Source organism: Pseudarthrobacter sp. O4, from assembly GCF_050157025.1.
GTDB lineage: Bacteria > Actinomycetota > Actinomycetes > Actinomycetales > Micrococcaceae > Arthrobacter.
On sequence record NZ_CP189591.1, the window covers coordinates 2,540,483 to 2,557,736 of the forward strand.

The window sequence follows — 17,254 nt, forward strand, 5'->3', positions numbered from 1 at the left end:
CGGGCGGGCTTTTGGCGGCGGCCGACACGCCGAGAAAAGACCTGCCCACAGTTGTGACTGTTAACTGGGAATGGCGGTCAATTCACAGTTGGGAATGGCGGTTTCGGTGTCCCGTATGGGGAACCCTTAGCGGCTTAAGACGGCGAACACCGTGGCGACGCGCCGCCACGGGAACGCCAGGGGAGAGGCCCGTCGAGAACATCAATAACGACCCTTTATGCCTGTACTGACGGCTGTGGTTTTGATCGCTTCGTGGCGGCATTCTGTGATCGCTCGGTGTCGCACCAGCGCCCGTAAGCCGATCCTCTATCGGGCGGACATACATGAACGTTTTGCGCATCGGTAGGCTAGGCCCATGGCGTTGGGGGACGCGGCGCAGCCGCAGGCAGTTCGATCACACAGGGTGGTCCTGGACGCGTACGCATTTATCAAGGGCTGGTTGATCGCCACTTCGCTCTGGGTAGGCCTGCTGCTGCTCTTGGTTGCGGCAGGCTACGGCGTGCCCGCCGCGCGAGACGGCACGGACGGCGGGCATGTATGGGGCCTTTTGGGCGTGGTGGTTTTTTATGGTTTCGGAGTTTCCCTGGTGTTCGCGGCGCCACTGGCCTGGGTGTTGGCCTACCTTCTGCGCCCAGTCCGGAATCAAAGGATCCACATCGGGGCCTTTTTCGCGGTGCCCACCCTAGCGTTCTGGCTGCTGGGAAGCGTCCTGGGTCTCGGCTGGCAGCCCTTGCTGCTGATCCCATGGGCCACCGTTGGCGCAGCGGCAGCGGTCGGCCGTTGGGCGGTCCGCAAGGACGTCCTTTCCTCGGCTTCCGGAGCTGCCCCCGGCTGCTGCATGATCGGCTTACGCAGGTGCGACACTAAGCGATCACAGAATGCCGCCACGAAGCGATCAAATCCACAGGTAAGTGGCGATTATCTCGCAGCTCTGATTGGCGTTGTCACCGTCCCGTTTGGGGAACCTTAGCGGGCTCGTGAGCTCCGGCAGGCTGGAAGTAATCGGTCAGGAATCCAGCCAAGGTCCCAGCAAGGATCAATACGAGCCCCGGCCAGAGCGTGATCGGGCCGACGTACTCTCGAATATCGGCTCTGAAGAGGATCGCGAGGAGGATCGCGAAGAGAATGTAGGCGATCGCCAATACTCCCCCTATGACCACGATGGCGCTTCCCCGTGTCCGCCTCTTCTTCCTGGGGAAATGCTTCGCGTAGTCCTCGGCCGTGCTGAAATCGGCGTTAGTTAGATTCCCTGCGGCGGCCTCATGCGCCCGCACGTCGTCGAGTACTCCGGCGATCTCGGCTTCGGACAACCCGCGCATTCTTAGGTTGAAGGTCAGGCGCCGCTCGTAGCTCATGCGCTTGCTCCGTGTGAGTCTTTGGCCCGCCGGCGTGATGCCAGCACTCCATAGAACGCGGTCACGACGAGGACAAAGGTTATGAGAACTGACGCATTGACGACGAGCGAGAGTTCCATTTGGTGAGGCAGGAGCATGGTCATGTCCCACCCCGCACTGTCAGCGCGAGTGATGAAATCCGTGTCGATCGGATTCCACAGGATGGCCGCGGCACTTGTTGCCGCCAAGGCGCCGAGGCTGAGGACAAGATGGACGACGGACAGTACCGGTGGCTTTCCAGTGTGATGTGTCGGACGTTGGTCCAAAGCTTCCCCCGTTTTGTTTCGATGATGGTCGTTGGAGCCGCTGTCATTACGTTGCCCGCGACCCGGAGCAACGTCAGCCGGGATATTCGCGTCGGTAGGCCTGGAGCGCGTCTTCCCTGATCCAATTTCTGGTCAGGACGGCGTCCAGAACGCAAGAAGCGACGAAGGTGGCCCAAGAAATCCATATTGGTGCGAGACCCGCAAAGACCAATGTCACGACGGCAACCACGATGCCGGCAGAGACATAGCCATACATTCGGCGCGCAGGGGTTGCAAATCGCGCCTCCTGCGCCTCGCGAAAGTAGTTCAGCATCAGTCCTCCAAGGTTCGAATCGGAGCCTACAGCAATCGTTGCGTCAAAAAGCGCCATTACATGCGGCCCAAATACCGCGGCGATTCACAGCCCTTGTGGCGCCGGGAACTCCTGGAGCCCCGGGCGATCCACCTCCTGTCTCATTAATCGATCCTTTTTATGAGACGGCTCTGATGTTTCTCGCTGAACGTCGCCGGCACAGCAGAGCCGGGAATGATGCCAGCCCTGCCCTATACGGCACCTCCAGTACTCCATGTGTGGCATGAAGGACTCGCGTACTCTGCCTCTATGGCTCACATTGAGAACTATAGGATCGAGACGATGAAAATCCGTTTGCTGGTCACGAGCGTTATGGCATGCGTTGTCCTGCTCCTCTCACTTAGCGCCTGCACGAGCGGACCGGCACCTGATCTAGGTAAACGCGATGCGGTGGTCTCATCGGTCATGCAGGCCTTGAATGCCCAGGACAAGGACCAGTTGGTCAAGCTTGCGCAGCCCGGCCCGCAGACTGCGGACTCTAACGCCAAGTTGATGCTTTCGGAGTGGGGCGGGGTCAAAGACTCTGGATCCACCACTGTCTATTCTTCGGAATCCACCCCGGACGTCGCTGCCGTTCGAGTAAGCACCACGGACTCATCCGGGAACCCTGCGGTGGTTCAATTTTCACTCAGATGGAATGATAATTCCTGGTTGTTGAACCTCGGCCCCGATTTTTAACAGACCGGGACATCCAGCCCGGCGAGCCCCTAAGGTGTGAACTTTGCCGCTGTGTGGCGGCGTTCTGTGATCGATAAGTGTCGCTAGTTGCCGATGACGAGGATGCTGGCGGCGGCTTCGATGACGTCGTCGGTGATGGTTTCGAGTTGGTTGATTCCTGCTCCACGAACAACTCACTTGGGCCACAATCCTCGGAGGCATCGCCGTCATCCTCTGCGCCGGTGTCGCCGTTCGAGTTCGACTAACCGGCCCCTACGCCGACGTCCCGCTGAGGAACCAGGATCGTCGTTGTTGGCCGTCCTCGTCGTGTCCGGTAAAGGATCCCCTTGCGGACAGCTCCGTGCGCCAAATAGCGCTGTGAAAACGCCGCCATTTATCGCTGAAAGTCACAGCATTGAATCTCTTCAACGAGTTGGCTGGTTTGTAGCAGATACGGTCCTTTCTGAAACACGGTGATGTCTTCACCTGAAGAACCCGCAACCGTGGACGTTCGGCCTTCGATGGCGATCCAAGCATGATCGCCGGAGGCCGAGCGCCGCTGGCGCGGGCTTTGTATGTTCTGCCGGACGAGTGGAACTAGATGGGACACCGCGCGCGAAGGCGCAATTCGCGAGCTTGCGCACCTCGATAGCGCTTCATTTTTGATCGCGCTTCATTTTTGTCGGTTGGACGTACGTGAGGAGCCTGGGAGGTTCCCGTTTCCCTTAAGTCGGCGATGGCATCCAGTTCGTTAAAGTTTTGACGCGCTCTCGTTGTGCTAACTGACTTCATGCCTTCTCGACATTATTGGCGGCATGTTCGAGATGCGGACGCGGGCCGGCCGGCGTTCAGTGTTGCCGGCTGGCCTGGGTCAGGACGGCTCGCGTGGCCTCCATCCCTGTAACTATTGCTGCCAGTCCCAGTTCGAAGGCCTGGTCCGCTGGCGAAATGGAATTGGGCGCCTGGTCCCGGGCCCGGAGTCCGGCGGCGAATACCGGAACCTCCTCAGCAAAGTCCCCGGGTTCGAGCATGTCGGGAGGCGCCACTGCATCGAGGGCCGAGCCGAGGATGTAGTTTTCCAGGGCCACGACGGTGTTGATGATCAGTGCTTCCGGCCAGCCGCTGTCCCTGAAGCCCCGGGAGACGGCCTCGTACATTGTGAGTGTGCGGCGCGCGCCGGTGATGGGAAGCGTTGCTAGTAGTGCGATTGCATGCGGATGGGCTGCGAATGCCCTGCGATAGGAACGGGCCCAGACCGTGACGGCCTCGGACCAGGGCTGGACACCAAAAGCCGAGGTGTCGATGCGGTCGGAGATGTATTCGCGCATGCCGGCAAGGATGTCGCTCTTTCCGCCGAGATGGTGGTAGAGGGCAGGAGTCTTGACCCCGAGTTCGGCAGCTAGGGCGTTCATAGTGAATCCGTCCGGGCCAGTGCGTTTGAGCACCCGGAGGGCCGTGGTCAGGATCAGCTCCCGGCTCAAGACACTCTTATTCGGCCGTCCGACCCTGCGCTGGACCACGTTCGACATTTTCCCCCTCGCCTATTGCATGTTGCCTCCATCACATCATAGAGTAGCTCCAACAAATTTATTCGCATTAAATTTATTGGAGCTCTTCATGACACTGACAGTCTTCCATTCAGGTACTGTTGCCGACGCCGATCATGCGGCGGGCCAGTCAGGCCCTACAGCCCTCGCCGTGCAGGATGGCATCATCACGGCCGTCGGCGACGCAGCCATGGCTCTGCTTGCGGGGGCCACAGAGACCGTAGATCTGGCGGGAGGCTACCTCTCGGCATCCTTCGCAGACGGCCATGCCCATCCGTTGTTCGGCGGCCTTGAGGACTTTGGCCCGCAGATCCGATCCTGCAGGTCGGTGGAGGAAATCGCGGCATCAGTACGCGGCTGGGCCGATGCCAATCCGGACAGTGGCTGGGTAATCGGCGCTAGCTACAATGCCACGCTGGCGCCAGGCGGAATGTTCGACGCTGAGTGGCTGGACGCCGCAGTCGCTGACCGGCCGGTGCTGCTTAGGTCGTGGGACTATCACACGATCTGGGTCAACTCCGCGGCCCTGCGCGCTGCCGGGATCGATCGGAACACGCCGGAACCGGCGCTCGGCCGGATTGTGCGACGCCCCGATGGATCACCGCTGGGCACGCTTATGGAGGCAGGGGCCATCGACCTGGTTACGCGTGTGGCTCCGGCGTTCACGCTGGAGCAACGGGTTGCCGCTCTGCAGGCTGCCACCGCCAAGTATGCCGCTGCCGGTGTCACTTGGATCCAGGATGCCTGGGTGGAACTCGAGGATGTGCCCGCCTATGAGGCCGCCGTCGTTTCTGGGCGCCTCGATGCCCGCATCAATCTTGCCTTCCGTGCGGACCCAAGGATCTGGAACACCCAGCCGGAAGGATTCGTTGCCGCGCGGAGCAGGATCGAGAACCTCGGCAGCGGCATGCTCACGGCCAACACGGTGAAGTTTTTTATCGACGGGATCATCGAAAGCCACACTGCCTGCATGCTCGCCCCCTACGCGGATGCTCCGGCTGAAACGGGACTGGCGAACTGGCAGCGCGACCAACTCCACGAGGCCATGGCGTCCTTCGACGCGCTGGGGTTCCAACTTCACCTGCATGCCATCGGTGACGCCGCGGTCCGGAGTGCCTTGGACGGGCTTGAGGAAGTCCAAAGACGCAACGGCTACCGCGACCGGCGACCGGTGATCGCCCACCTGCAACTGGTCGATCCTACCGACATTGAACGCTTCGCCGCGCTCGGAGCCGTGGCCAACTTCGAACCGCTTTGGGCCTGCTCCGACGAAGTCATGCGGCTGCTCACAATTCCCCGGCTGGGTGCACCGCGGGCGGAGCAACAGTACCCGATCGCTTCGCTGGCACGGGCCGGCGTACACCTGTCCTTCGGCAGTGATTGGCCGGTCACCGGCCACCACCCCGTGGCCGGTCTGGCGACGGCAGTGACTCGGCAAGGCGGCGACTACGTCGCCGGCGCAGCCTGGATCCCGGCCGAGAGGATCCACGTCGAAACGGCCCTGGAAGCCTACACCTCAGGCGTTGCCTATCAGGCGTTCGCGGAGCGGCACTGGGGGGCGCTTCGTCCAGGTATGAGTGCTGACCTTGTCCTGCTCTCGGAAGACCCGAGGCGTGTCCCCGAAGACGGGCTCGCCGCCCTCGAAGTCCTTGGCACGTGGCTGGCAGGCCGCCCTACCTTTATCACCAACAATGCCGACACCCGGCTCGCGCACACGAGTCCGGTATGACAGCAGGAAGGTACCCGCTACCCAGAACCCCGTACGGACTTTGACGTTCCTGTCATCCGCACCTGTCCGGCCGAACACACCTTACTCTTCCCTGAATTCCGGAGCTCCCCCGGGACAACCTGCACCACAACGTCCATTTGGAGGCAATCATGCCAAACTATTCATCCGGTCCTGAAGCCGCCCCGCCAGCCCGGGCAGCCAGCTCGATCCAGCCTCAGCAAATCAAACTCAAACGGGTCCTCGGACTGCCGTCGCTGGTCTTTTTCGGACTGGTCTACATGGTTCCCCTGACCATCTTTACAACCTATGGTGTAGTGTCGGCCAGCACCGGCGGTCGAGCGTCACTGGCGTACATCATCACTCTCGCGGCGATGATCTTCACCGCCAAATCGTACGCTTCGATGGTCAAGGTGTTTCCGGTAGCAGGCTCGTCGTACTCCTACGCCAGTAAGACCTTCGGGCCAAATATCGGCTTCCTCGCCGGCTGGTCGCTGCTGCTGGACTACATGCTGCTTCCCATGGTCAGCTACCTGGTCATCGGTATCTACCTCAACATCCTCTTCCCCGCCGTTCCCGCCTGGATCTTCGTCGTTGCCTGTATCTTGCTGGTCACGGTGCTCAATGTCGTCGGCATAAGCTCAGTCGCAACAGCCAGCAACCTCATCGTCCTCGTTCAATTCGTCTTCATCGCGGTTTTCGTCGTGATCGCCGTCGGCTTCGTTGCCACGGGAAACCACAGCGTCAACCTCGGCGCGCCCTTTACCGGGGACGGGGGGGCAAACGTCACCTTCTCCACCCTCATGGCCGGTGCAGCCGTGCTGTGTCTGTCCTTTTTGGGCTTCGACGCCATTTCGACGATGGCAGAGGAAGCCAAAAACCCAAAGAAGGACATCCCCCGGGCCATCATCATTGTCACGGTGGGTGCTGGCCTCCTTTTCCTCGTCCTTGCCTACATCAGCCAACTCGTTTTCCCCGGCACCGGATTCAACGACCCCGTCTCGGCCGCAAGCGAGGTCATGCTCAAGGCCGGCGGGGATTTCCTGAACATCTTCTTCATCGCGGCCTACGTCGCCGGGGCAACAGGCTCCGCCATTACCTCGCAGGCCTCCGTTTCACGCATCCTCTACAGCATGGGCCGCGATGGCATGTTGCCCCGCCGCATCTTCGGCACCCTTTCGGCGCGTTTCAAAACCCCCATCATCCCAATCATGCTCGTCTCAGTCATCTCCGTTCTGGGAGTCAACGCCGACGTCAATCTGTTGTTCTCCATTGTCAGCTTCGGGGCGCTAATCGCCTTCTCGATCGTCAACCTTTCAGTTATGAAGCGCTACCTGTGGGACGAAAAGCGTCGCAGCGGCAAAGATGTCTTCCTCTACGGCGTCCTCCCGGGAATCGGCTTCCTGCTGACACTTTGGATCTGGACCAGCCTGGCACCGAACGCGCTCACCATCGGCGTGATCTGGCTGGCAGCGGGCCTCGTGTATCTCCTGATCCTCACAAAAGGCCTCCGCAGAAAGGCGCCCCAGGTCGAATTCTCAGAAACGCTCTAACAGCCGCGACTGCGGACCACCAACATCGGTGGTCCGCAGCACGGGTATCTACCGGTCCGATTTGAGCTGGTAACAACCGGCGGTCTTCCGGATTGTGCGATGCCGTCGGCCCAGCGGCCGGCACGTGGCTGGTCAAGGCCGCCAGGGACACTGCCGTGATAGGCATTACGGCCAGGTCCACCATCGTTCCAACCAGGGACAGACCAACGGGAACGCCCGACGGAGGTTCAAGGGTGACCACCATTCCTTGTAATCAGCGCGCCGTCGGATCAGGTGCCGATCGATCACCCCTGTGATTGATCTGGTTATCGTTGACGAGCGCGACCGCCGGCCCATGGGTCGCTCATCTCTGACCGTCGCCATCGAATGTTTACAGTCGTTCCCTACGGAGGAACCGACCTCCTCTGCCGCTTCAAATGGCGCGTTTGCGGATCGACTCGATCACCGCCTCCACCGCCGGCGACGACGCCCGCCTCGGCCGCCACCTGACCCGGCCTGGAACCAGATCCGTCACCCTACCGGGTGCCGCGCCTGTAGCCGCTCGACCAGCACGTAAACCTGGCGACCCCGCCCTCGAGCGGGCGCGTCAGTTCCCTTACCGCAGTCAGCACCAACAACTCGAAACCGCCAAACCCAACTGTGAAAAAGCCGCCAATCTGAATTAACAGTCACAAGTTACACGGCCGGGAGCGACCACTCTCAAAAAGGGTCGTTTCTGAGCGTCCATACCTGCATCCACCTCAAGTGGGGGTGTCTGATAGACACTGCCACCGCCCGCCCAGCCTGCGTAGCGTGGTGGATGTGGAAAGAAAAGAAGAAATCCGTGATTTCCTGATCTCGCGACGCGCGAAGATCACCCCGGAGCAGGCCGGCATCCCCAGCTACGGGGAGCTGCGGCGCGTGCCGGGCCTGCGCCGTGAGGAAGTGGCGCAGCTCGCCGGGGTGAGCACGGACTACTACACTCGGCTGGAACGCGGCAGCCTGCGAGGCGTCTCGGACGCTGTGCTCGAGGCTGTGGCCTCGGCCCTTCAGCTGGACGAGGCAGAGCGGACGCATTTGATGGACCTTGCGCGAACGGCCAACTCGCCGTCGCGGCGCGCGGCGCGCCGGCCACCACAGCAGCGGGTCCGTCCCGGAGTGCTGCGCTTGCTGGACGGGATGACCGGAGCGGTCGCCATGGTGCAGAACGGACGTTCGGACGTGCTGGCCGCCAACCTTCTGGGCCGCGCGCTCTACGGGCCAGTGTTCGAGTCCACAGCGGCTGCCGGTCCGGGGACCGCGAGCCGGCTGCCGAACCAGGCGCGCTACCTCTTCCTCGATCCGGGTGCCGGGGACCTTTACCCCGATTGGCAAGCGATCGCGGCCACTACGGTGGCGATGTTGCGAACGGAAGCGGGGCGCAATCCCCATGACCGGGCGTTGAACGAGCTGGTTGGGGAGCTGACGACACGCAGCGGGCTGTTCGCCGCATTGTGGGCCGGGCATGACGTGCGGATCCACACCACGGGGACCAAGCGATTCCACCATCCGGTCGCCGGGGACTTGTCGCTGCAGTTCGAGACGCTTCACCTTCCCGGCGATGAGGGACAATCCCTGTTCACCTTCACGGCCGAGCCGGGGTCCGCGTCCGAAAACGCGCTGGCGTTCCTTGCCAGCTGGGCGGCATCACCTCCCGAGAAAACCGCCACCAGCGGATCTTCTGCCCCAGATCTGCGCTCCCACGCGGGGCCCGGAACACTCAACCCCCAGCCAGGAAAGACAGAACATGACTGAACAAAATAACGCTAGGAACTAGCAGAAGCCTGACGCCCCCTATCGGCGCCGGCCGTGCCCCTGAACCCAGGGCGCGGGCAGGCCGACCATTTCAAGCAACTCCCAAAACAATTCCGTTGGACGCACGTGGCTGGCGCCTGCCCAAAAATCGGCCACACCTTGAAGGAGAACAAACCAATGACATCAAAACTGACCGGCACCGTTGCCCTGGTAACCGGCGCGAGCAGCGGCATCGGTGACGCCACCGCCCGCCGCCTCGCCGAGCAGGGGGCGTCCGTCGCCGTCGTCGCCCGGCGCAAGGACCGCCTCGACAAACTCGTGGCCGAGATCGAGGCCGCCGGCGGCACCGCTTATGCCGTCGCGGCCGACATCACCGACCGCACCCATGCCGAACAGGCCGTAGCGGAGGTTGTCGACCGCTTCGGCCGCCTGGACATCCTGATCAACAACGCCGGGCTCATGCTCCTCGGCCCAATCGTTGGTGCCGATGTTCAGGAATGGGAGCGGATGATTTCCGTCAACCAGAACGGCCTGCTCTACATGACCAACGCGGCACTGCCGCACCTGCTCGAGGCGGCCAAAGACGAGCTGCGGGAAGTGGCCGACATCGTTAACATCTCCTCGATCGCCGGACGGCAAGCGTGGGCGAACTTCGGCGTCTACAACATGACCAAGTTCGGCGTGAACGGCTTCACCGAAGCCCTGCGCCAGGAGGTCACGAAGAAGCACGTCCGCGTCGGCGTGCTCGAGCCGGGTGCCGTGGACACCGAACTCGTCTCGCACAACAAAGACACCATCAAGAACGAACTCGCCGCCTCCGACGCGATCCCCGAGCCGCTGCAGCCCGGGGACATCGCCGACAGCATCACGTTCATGGTGACCCGCCCGCGCCGATCCTCCATCGCCGAGCTGTGGGCCATGCCCACGTCCCAGGCCTGAAAACCACACCGAAAGGAAACACAACATGAAGAACGCACGCCTCGGAGGCCTGGAAGTCTCCCGCATCGGCCTCGGTGCCATGACCATGGCCGGCACCTACACGAGCGAAGGGACCCTGGATAACGCGGAATCGATCCGCACCATCCACCGCGCCCTCGACCTCGGCGTCACCCACATCGACACCGCCGAGATCTACGGCCCGTTCCTCAGCGAGGAACTCGTCGGCCAGGCCCTCAAGGGCCGCCGTGACCAGGTGAAGATCGCCACGAAATTCGGGCTCGTCTCCCACAAGGGCGGCGGCCCCGGCGTAATCGACAGCAGCGCCGTGAACATCCGCACGGCCGTCGAGGGATCCCTGCAGCGCCTCGGCACCGATCACATCGACCTGTACTACCAGCACCGGGTCGACCCGAACACCCCGATCGAAGAAACCGCCGGAGCAGTCGCTGACCTCATCACCGAGGGCAAGGTACTGCATTTCGGACTGTCCGAAGCGTCCCCGGCCACGATCCGCCGCGCCCACGCCGTGCAGCCCGTGACCGCGCTGCAGACCGAGTACTCCCTGTGGACGCGCGACGTCGAAGAGGAGATCCTGCCGCTGCTGCGCGAACTGGGCATCGGCTTCGTCCCCTACTCACCGCTCGGACACGGGCTGTTGACCGGGCAGATCCGGACCGTGGACGACTTCGCCGACGACGACTGGCGCAAAACCAACCCCCGCTTCACGGGCGAGAACTTCGTCCGGAACCTCCGCATCGTCGACGAAGTCCAGAGCATCGGCGCAGAAATCGGCGCGACCCCAGCCCAGACCGCGCTGGCCTGGCTGCTGACCCGCGGCGGGGACATCGCCCCGATCCCCGGCACCCGCCGCGTCTCCCGGGTCGAAGAGAACACCGCAGCCGACTCCGTCGAGCTCACCACCGACCAGCTCGAACGCCTGAACTCACTCCAGCCCGCAGCAGGGGCACGGCACGACGACGCCAACATGGACTCCATCGATCGCTGATCCCAGGACCAGCACACGTACCGGCTTAGCTACCGGCACAAGTACTCATACTTTTCCTGACTCTTCCCTCCACGAACGGAGTACCCAGTTATGAAGTACCGCTCGCACCGCCGACCCCTTGTCCCAGGAATCAGGAAGATCATGACCAACTCCGCCGTGCAGCTCACAGACCCGGCCGCGGCCCTCACGGAAGCCGCCGCCCGCCCTACGGAAGCGGGTGCGCCGACGCGGTTCCCGTGGGTGCCGATCCTCGTTCTCGGGTTCGCCTGGTTCCTTGCCGTTGCCATCGAACTCAGTCCGGCCGGGCTGCTCGGCGGCATCGCGGCCGATATGAACATCAGCGCTGCGGCCGCCGGAACTCTCACTACGTCCTATGCGCTCGGCAACGCGGTCCTGGTGCTCCCGCTGACCGCGCTTGCCCTGCGCTTCTCGCGGCGCAGCGCGCTCAATGTCGTCATGGTCGCTTTCGTCGCCAGCAACGTGATCGTCGCCGCGGCGCCGACCCTGGTCGCCGCCGACGTGGGACGGTTCCTGGGCGGCGCCTGCTACGCGCTGATTTGCACTCTCTTCCCGGCGGTCGCTGTCCGCATCGCCGGTCCGCGGCACGCCGGGAAGGCGATCACCGTCGTCTTCGCCGCCACCAGCCTGGGCATTGCACTCGGTGCACCCCTCGCATCGTTGGCAGGAAACGCGTTTGGTTGGCGGGTCACGTTCGCTGCTGCGGCAGCGCTTGCCCTGATTGCTGGCGTAATGATGTCTTTCATCGTTCCCGCCGTGCGGGAACGCCAGGAGAAAGGTATAAAGGCCTAGGCTGCGAGAGCCTGGCTCGAACAGGCAACCACCCTCACCAAACTACGGGCTGGACACGCATTCAGTACCTAGCAGCTGCGGATGCTCGGTCGAAAGTGCTACAAGTGTAGCGTCCGCTAGGGGATCGTCTAACGGGAAGGTTTTCATCTTTCGCGTTTGTTATCCGAGGGCTGATACCCAGGTCTGCTGAGCCGCTGTGCTTCTCATTTCGTATTGATGCGCCAGGCGCCGCGTTGGCGGGGTTAGGTGCTTCGCGTCGCGTGTGAGTTGTCCGCGTCGATGGGGCCGCTGAGGAGTGTGTGGAGCTGCGCCGTCGTAAGTGCCTGTACGGGGAGTGGTGCGGTGTCGTCGCGTTGAGGGGTCAGGCCGTCGAGGATGACCCATAGATAGCGGCGGTATAGGTCGGGGGCATCGTTGCGTTCTTCGATTTCGGGGCCGTCCTGCACGACGTTGCTGATGGAGATGCAGGCTATCTGGAGGAAGATCAAATCGGTGCCGGTAGCGTCTGCGCGTATTACTCCGGCGTCGCGTGCACGTTTGGCGACGCGATTCACGAGGGGCGCGAGTCGGTTGCGGCTCTGATCGTGCATTTCCGGCCGGACGCGCCGTCCGGTGAGGAGTTCGGCCATGGCGCGATCTTTCACATGCAGAGCGAGCGATTTCTCCAAATAGAGTACGAGTGCGTCCCAAGGGTCATCCATGGCGAGGGATTCATTAAGGATTGCCTCGAGCTCATTGTCCTGTTGGCATCGAATTGCGTCGATGAGGTCTTCCTTGTTCGCGAATCGTCGGTACGCGGTCCCCACACCCACGCCGGCATGGTGGGCGACATCGTTCAGGGTCGCATCCAGGCCCCGCTGGGCGAAGACCTCGCGCCCTGCTTCCAATAGTCGTGCGCGATTGCGGGCGGCATCCTTACGCAGCTTTACGTCGGTCATATCCAAGAGCCTACCAAAGCGGTTGCGACGTATCCGCTTCTATGGTAATTTCGTTATACGGATGCGCGGTATCCGCTTCTTTGTAATTAAGTTTGCTGCCGTCAGACAGCGTGCATCCAGCCTCCGAGGTTTAGACACCAAAACCCGGCGCTCAAGCAGGGGCTTCCAAGTCCCGTCTTGACTCGGGCGTTTCAGATTTGTAGCAGTCAACGCTCCGGCGCCCAGCGCGAGCAGGGGCTGTCGTACTGCCGATTAGAAGTGAAGGAAAACATGCTGACATCTGAGCAGCGTCGCGACGCCGAATCGGCGATCACACGCTTGATATACACCTACAGGCGTTCAAGCTTTCCACCGATCCGCGGTTCGAGGAGAAACTCATCGATGTGGTGGGCCTGTATCTGAACCCGCCGGAGCAGGCGATCGTGTTGTGCATGGATGAGAAGTCCTACCTATAGCCAAAATCCTCGTCAACGAAGAGTTCGAAAGTTCCGGTCATTGCGGTCCTCCTGGAGGCGGGCACACAAGCCCACGTTCAACAAGCTGTCTCCCGGGGCCGGAACGCCACGCTGCGTTCCTTCCCCTCCGGTCTGGCAACTCAATCAGTTGTTCAATGAACGAAAATGTGAAACGCGCCACAGCGCGTCCCCAACCAACATACGCGGAAGAACCGTCTATTTCCAGCCAACAGAACCGCCGCCTGAAACCGTCTGGCCGGTTCCCGTGGAACGACGCGCCCGACCGACCCCGCAGCCGGACGTGGATGGCCCCCGCACCACATTTTCCCCGCTGTCCCGCACCGGACAGTCAAAAGGTGCAGCCTGCCCCGTACGCCCTTCCGATGCCCAGGCGTCCGGGATAGGCTGGATACCTGCCCCCAGGGGCGCTGACACGCAGTGACTCGAACGGCGGGAACACGGCATTCTCCCGCCGCATTGGTTGCGTGGTTCGACGATGACCACGGGACATAGCCAGAGGCAACGGCAACGGCCGGAACGCAGCACGCATACCCGCACGCGGACCGGCCCCGGCACCGGCACCAACGAAGGTGGCAACACTGTGACCGTGACTCAACCGCGCGGCCGGGGACACCGCACAACCGAAGCCGGTCCGACCCCGGACCTGGCTGCGCCGTACTGCACCGCCTGCGGCACGGACAGCTTCTGATCTTTGACGTATTTGTCCCACCCCGGGTGTTGCCCGACGGCCGGCCGCTGCCGGCCACCGTCAGCTACACCTGCGGCAAATGCGGCCGGTTCAGCAGCCACACAGTCCCGCCGGCATGGACGCCTCCCGGCTGGCAATGGTACGTCTGAGGCTCAACCACGGACAGGACGGAACGGACCATGGGTTCAATGGAGCAGTGGTGGGATCAGCTCGATTCCAGCACCCGGCAGTGGCTGGTGGAGAACCCCGGGTGCGTTACTCTGCCCCGGACCGTGGTCCACGCCATCAATACGGTCATTCACGGGAACCTTGGCGAGGATCAGCACGGGCAGCTCGAACTCTCCGACGAGGACCGGCAGTTTATTCGGTCCAGGGCCGGACAGGAACAAGCCGACGGGCCCGGGATCGATAGGTAACAGCCACGATCGGTACCGCACCGAAAGCGTATAATGTGCTTACGGCCTTGATCCGCTTCACGCGCCACATCGTCGCGGACATTCATGGATCGGCACGCGCTACTTTCCACGAGAAACGTGGCCAGCGCCGCCCCGGCGGGACCGGGTGAGCGTCAGTCCGTGAGCCGGGGACAATTGCTTCGTCGCCGCGTGTGCGGCGTTCCCTCCGTTGACTGCTACGCAGCGCTCCCGCGGGAGTTACCGGACCCTGTTCCCCGGCATTCGCGGGACAGGGACTGCTGAACAGCCACCCGGTCGAGTCCGGCCGGGGGCCGGCACTGCGGTCTGACGACCGGCGGATGCCCCGGATTCCTGACAGCTCCCCTCAGCCGACGCCGGTCCCCGGCCACGTGGTGAGTGCCTCCACCGGTGCCGGGCTGATAGTGCATGCAGTTGAAGAAAGAGGCGTTGCGATGATTGATATTGCGGGTCCGCCCGCTGATGCCATGGTCCGGGCGATCCACACCGGCGACCCGCTGACGGTGAGGCGGCTGTTGCGTGAGAACCCCGCCCTGGCCGGCGCCAGATTTGGCACCGGAGACCCGCACGGGGTGGCACGCACACTCCTGCATGTGGCCACCGACCTCCCGGGCCACTACCCCCACAGTGCCGAGACTGTCACGATACTCGCCGAAGCCGGGGCTGACGTCAGCGCCCCGTGCACCGGGCCGTACGCCGAGACCCCGCTGCACTGGGCCGCGAGCAGCAACGATGTCGAGGCCCTCGACGCCCTGCTGGACGCCGGCGCGGACATTGAAGCCCCGGGAGCGGTGTTCGGAGACGGCACACCACTGGCGGATGCCATCGGCTTCGGGCAGTGGCAGGCGGCCCGGCACCTGATCGACCGCGGTGCACGCACGACGCTGTGGCAGGCGGCGGCTACGGGACTACGATCCCGCATCCTCGAGGGCTTCCCCGACGCGGCGCCGCCGTCGCCGGAAGAGCTCAATGCCGCGTTCTGGTACGCCTGCCACGGCGGGCAGTTCAATGCCGCGATTTACCTTCATGGCCGGGGGGCCGACCTGAACCGGATACCGGCGCGGGAAGAGCTGACGCCTCTGGACGCGGCGCGGCGCAACGGTGCCGCCGACCTCGTCCGGTGGCTTCACACCCACGGTGCCCGGTCGGCCACGGAACCGCGGTTCCCCCGGTAACGGCGCATTGGTTCATCATTTCCCCGCGGATCGCATTCGATGTTCCGGCTGGTTCCGGCCGGGTCACGGACACTGAACCGGCTGCCTCAGGAACAGGCCGCAGCAGCGGTACATCACGGCTGCTGCCAGGTCCGAGGCTCAGCTGACCCTCACGATGTACTTCCCGAGCCCGTGTCCCTGTTCGCTTTTCGCGTGGGCGGCCGCGATGTTTTCCAGCGTGAACGTCTCCGCGACCGGCAGCCTGAACTTTCCCCGCGCGAACAGCTCCGCGGCTTCGGCACGTGCTTCCGGCGCGCGGCCCACGCCGCCGGAAGCGAACCCTACACCGTACCGGGCGGCATCACTGTCGGCGATGGTGATGACCTTATCGGCACTGCCCGTGAGCCGAGTAAGGTCCGGCAGCACGCCGGAGCCGACCGTGTCCAAGGCGACATCGACACCCTGCGGGGCGAGCTCGCGCACACGGTCCACGAGACCCCCGCCGTAAGTCGTCGGGATCACCCCGAGTGACCGCAGGTACTCGTGGTTCTTGTCGCTGGCGGTACCGATCACGGTCACTCCGCCGCGGCCAGACCCACCCCGCCGGCGGCACCATTGACAACCAGTGTCTGTCCCGGACTCATGGGCAGCAGGTTCAGCGCCCGCCGCGCCGTTTCAGTGGCCATCGGGAAACCCGCAGCCTCTTCAAAGGACAGGCCGCCGGGCTTCCGCGCCCATTCCGCCAGCACGGCGTAATCAGCGGCGGCACCCGAAACCGCGGTGCCGAACACCGCGTCGCCGATGACGACGCCACCAACACCCTCACCGACCTCGTCCACGACGCCCGATGCGTCCATCCCCACCCCCGAGGGAAGCCTCAAGGGCATCATGGCCGCCAGGGCCCCGCTGCGGGTCTTCCAGTCGATCGGGTTCACGCCGGCCGCCCGGACGGCTATGCGGATCTGGCCGGGCCCGGCATGCGGCTCCTCAACCTCGACGACCTTGAGGACCTCCGGACCTCCGTACTCGGCGAACTGGACAGCTTTCACGACATCCTCCTCATGGTGAACCCGGCCAATGCGGGTGCCGCGGCATTTCACGCATCTGACCGGCCTGCCCCCCGGAACCGGTGCCACAGCTCGCGCTTGCTCTCCGCTAGAGCATCGATGACGTCCTGCTTGGACCCGGCAGCCTCGGCTACTCCAAGAACCCGGCCGATGTCACGCCACGGGGTTCCAGCGGCGACAGCCGCATGGATCGTCTCGCCAATGGCCGTGGAAGCGCGGCAGCATTCGCGCAGGTCCTCCACCGGGTCCTTTCCCCAATGGCCGCGCCGCCGCACGCGCGGCCGGGCCCCCTGCCTTGACGGGCGTACCCGCTGACGGTGCGTGGACATGGCTGCCGCCTCTCCCGGGGTGCCTTTCACTTCAGGCTAAGCCGCGCGGTGGAACTGCGCCAGTGGCCAAAGGCTTCCGGCCGGGGCCGGCACGCCCCCAGCACCCGCACGCGCGGACCCGCCACCTTCACCACGGAGAAGAACA

14 protein-coding genes and 2 pseudogenes are annotated in these 17,254 nt (G+C 63.4%); 11 read left to right on the forward strand and 5 right to left on the reverse strand.

The window, feature by feature from the left end:
- Window positions 1–355: 355 nt before the first annotated feature.
- On the forward strand, window positions 356–970 hold the full coding sequence (locus ACQCSU_RS11795) for a hypothetical protein (RefSeq protein ID WP_426975445.1): 615 nt from the start codon (window positions 356–358) through the stop codon (window positions 968–970).
- On the opposite strand, the gene ACQCSU_RS11800 is transcribed toward ACQCSU_RS11795, so the two are convergent.
- Together ACQCSU_RS11800 and ACQCSU_RS11805 are read right to left on the reverse strand one after the other, a co-directional pair.
- Window positions 945–1,355 carry a hypothetical protein gene (locus tag ACQCSU_RS11800; RefSeq protein ID WP_426975446.1) on the reverse strand — a complete coding sequence of 137 codons (411 nt, stop codon included), beginning with the start codon at window positions 1,353–1,355 and terminating at the stop codon, window positions 945–947. The two genes, ACQCSU_RS11795 and ACQCSU_RS11800, sit on opposite strands and share 26 nt — an antisense overlap.
- Window positions 1,356–1,733: 378 nt before the next feature.
- Window positions 1,734–2,030, reverse strand: a complete 297-nt coding sequence (locus ACQCSU_RS11805) for a hypothetical protein (protein ID WP_426975448.1) — start codon at window positions 2,028–2,030, stop codon at window positions 1,734–1,736.
- Between the two features lie 264 nt (window positions 2,031–2,294).
- Here ACQCSU_RS11805 and ACQCSU_RS11810 point away from each other — a divergent pair, with 264 nt between their 5' ends.
- Window positions 2,295–2,690 carry a hypothetical protein gene (locus ACQCSU_RS11810; protein ID WP_426975449.1) on the forward strand — a complete coding sequence of 132 codons (396 nt, stop codon included), beginning with the start codon at window positions 2,295–2,297 and terminating at the stop codon, window positions 2,688–2,690.
- Window positions 2,691–3,517: 827 nt separating this feature from the next.
- Here the strand turns inward: ACQCSU_RS11810 and ACQCSU_RS11815 are convergent.
- Complete coding sequence (locus tag ACQCSU_RS11815) at window positions 3,518–4,150, reverse strand: TetR/AcrR family transcriptional regulator (RefSeq protein WP_426975450.1); 633 nt, start codon at window positions 4,148–4,150, stop codon at window positions 3,518–3,520.
- A gap of 136 nt (window positions 4,151–4,286) precedes the next feature.
- Here ACQCSU_RS11815 and ACQCSU_RS11820 point away from each other — a divergent pair, with 136 nt between their 5' ends.
- From ACQCSU_RS11820 to ACQCSU_RS11845, 6 genes are all read left to right on the forward strand, one after another.
- The gene (locus ACQCSU_RS11820; protein WP_426975451.1) at window positions 4,287–5,945 is read left to right on the forward strand and encodes an amidohydrolase; all 1,659 of its coding nucleotides are present in this window, start codon (window positions 4,287–4,289) and stop codon (window positions 5,943–5,945) included.
- 149 nt (window positions 5,946–6,094) lie between these two features.
- Entirely contained in the window at window positions 6,095–7,495 is a 1,401-nt protein-coding gene (locus ACQCSU_RS11825; protein WP_426975452.1) for an APC family permease, read from the forward strand.
- Window positions 7,496–8,296: 801 nt separating this feature from the next.
- Complete coding sequence (locus ACQCSU_RS11830) at window positions 8,297–9,268, forward strand: helix-turn-helix transcriptional regulator (RefSeq protein ID WP_426975453.1); 972 nt, start codon at window positions 8,297–8,299, stop codon at window positions 9,266–9,268.
- A gap of 177 nt (window positions 9,269–9,445) precedes the next feature.
- Complete coding sequence (locus ACQCSU_RS11835) at window positions 9,446–10,207, forward strand: SDR family NAD(P)-dependent oxidoreductase (protein WP_426975454.1); 762 nt, start codon at window positions 9,446–9,448, stop codon at window positions 10,205–10,207.
- 25 nt (window positions 10,208–10,232) lie between these two features.
- Window positions 10,233–11,213 carry an aldo/keto reductase gene (locus ACQCSU_RS11840; RefSeq protein ID WP_426975455.1) on the forward strand — a complete coding sequence of 327 codons (981 nt, stop codon included), beginning with the start codon at window positions 10,233–10,235 and terminating at the stop codon, window positions 11,211–11,213.
- 141 nt (window positions 11,214–11,354) lie between these two features.
- Entirely contained in the window at window positions 11,355–12,023 is a 669-nt protein-coding gene (locus ACQCSU_RS11845; protein ID WP_426975456.1) for an MFS transporter, read from the forward strand.
- Between the two features lie 242 nt (window positions 12,024–12,265).
- Here the strand turns inward: ACQCSU_RS11845 and ACQCSU_RS11850 are convergent, their stop codons facing one another.
- Window positions 12,266–12,961, reverse strand: coding sequence for a TetR/AcrR family transcriptional regulator (locus tag ACQCSU_RS11850; protein WP_426975457.1), 696 nt, complete (start codon window positions 12,959–12,961; stop codon window positions 12,266–12,268).
- Window positions 12,962–13,293: 332 nt separating this feature from the next.
- Between ACQCSU_RS11850 and ACQCSU_RS11855 the strand changes: the two are divergent.
- From ACQCSU_RS11855 to ACQCSU_RS11865, 3 genes and pseudogenes are all read left to right on the forward strand, one after another.
- Window positions 13,294–13,407: pseudogene (locus tag ACQCSU_RS11855) on the forward strand (IS630 family transposase); the annotation flags it as partial.
- A gap of 897 nt (window positions 13,408–14,304) precedes the next feature.
- Window positions 14,305–14,541: a hypothetical protein gene (locus ACQCSU_RS11860; protein WP_426975458.1), complete on the forward strand. Its 237-nt coding sequence runs from the start codon at window positions 14,305–14,307 to the stop codon at window positions 14,539–14,541.
- Between the two features lie 452 nt (window positions 14,542–14,993).
- Complete coding sequence (locus ACQCSU_RS11865) at window positions 14,994–15,734, forward strand: ankyrin repeat domain-containing protein (RefSeq protein WP_426975460.1); 741 nt, start codon at window positions 14,994–14,996, stop codon at window positions 15,732–15,734.
- A gap of 138 nt (window positions 15,735–15,872) precedes the next feature.
- Here the strand turns inward: ACQCSU_RS11865 and ACQCSU_RS11870 are convergent.
- Window positions 15,873–16,762, reverse strand: a pseudogene (locus tag ACQCSU_RS11870) (NADP-dependent oxidoreductase).
- Window positions 16,763–17,254: the final 492 nt, after the last annotated feature.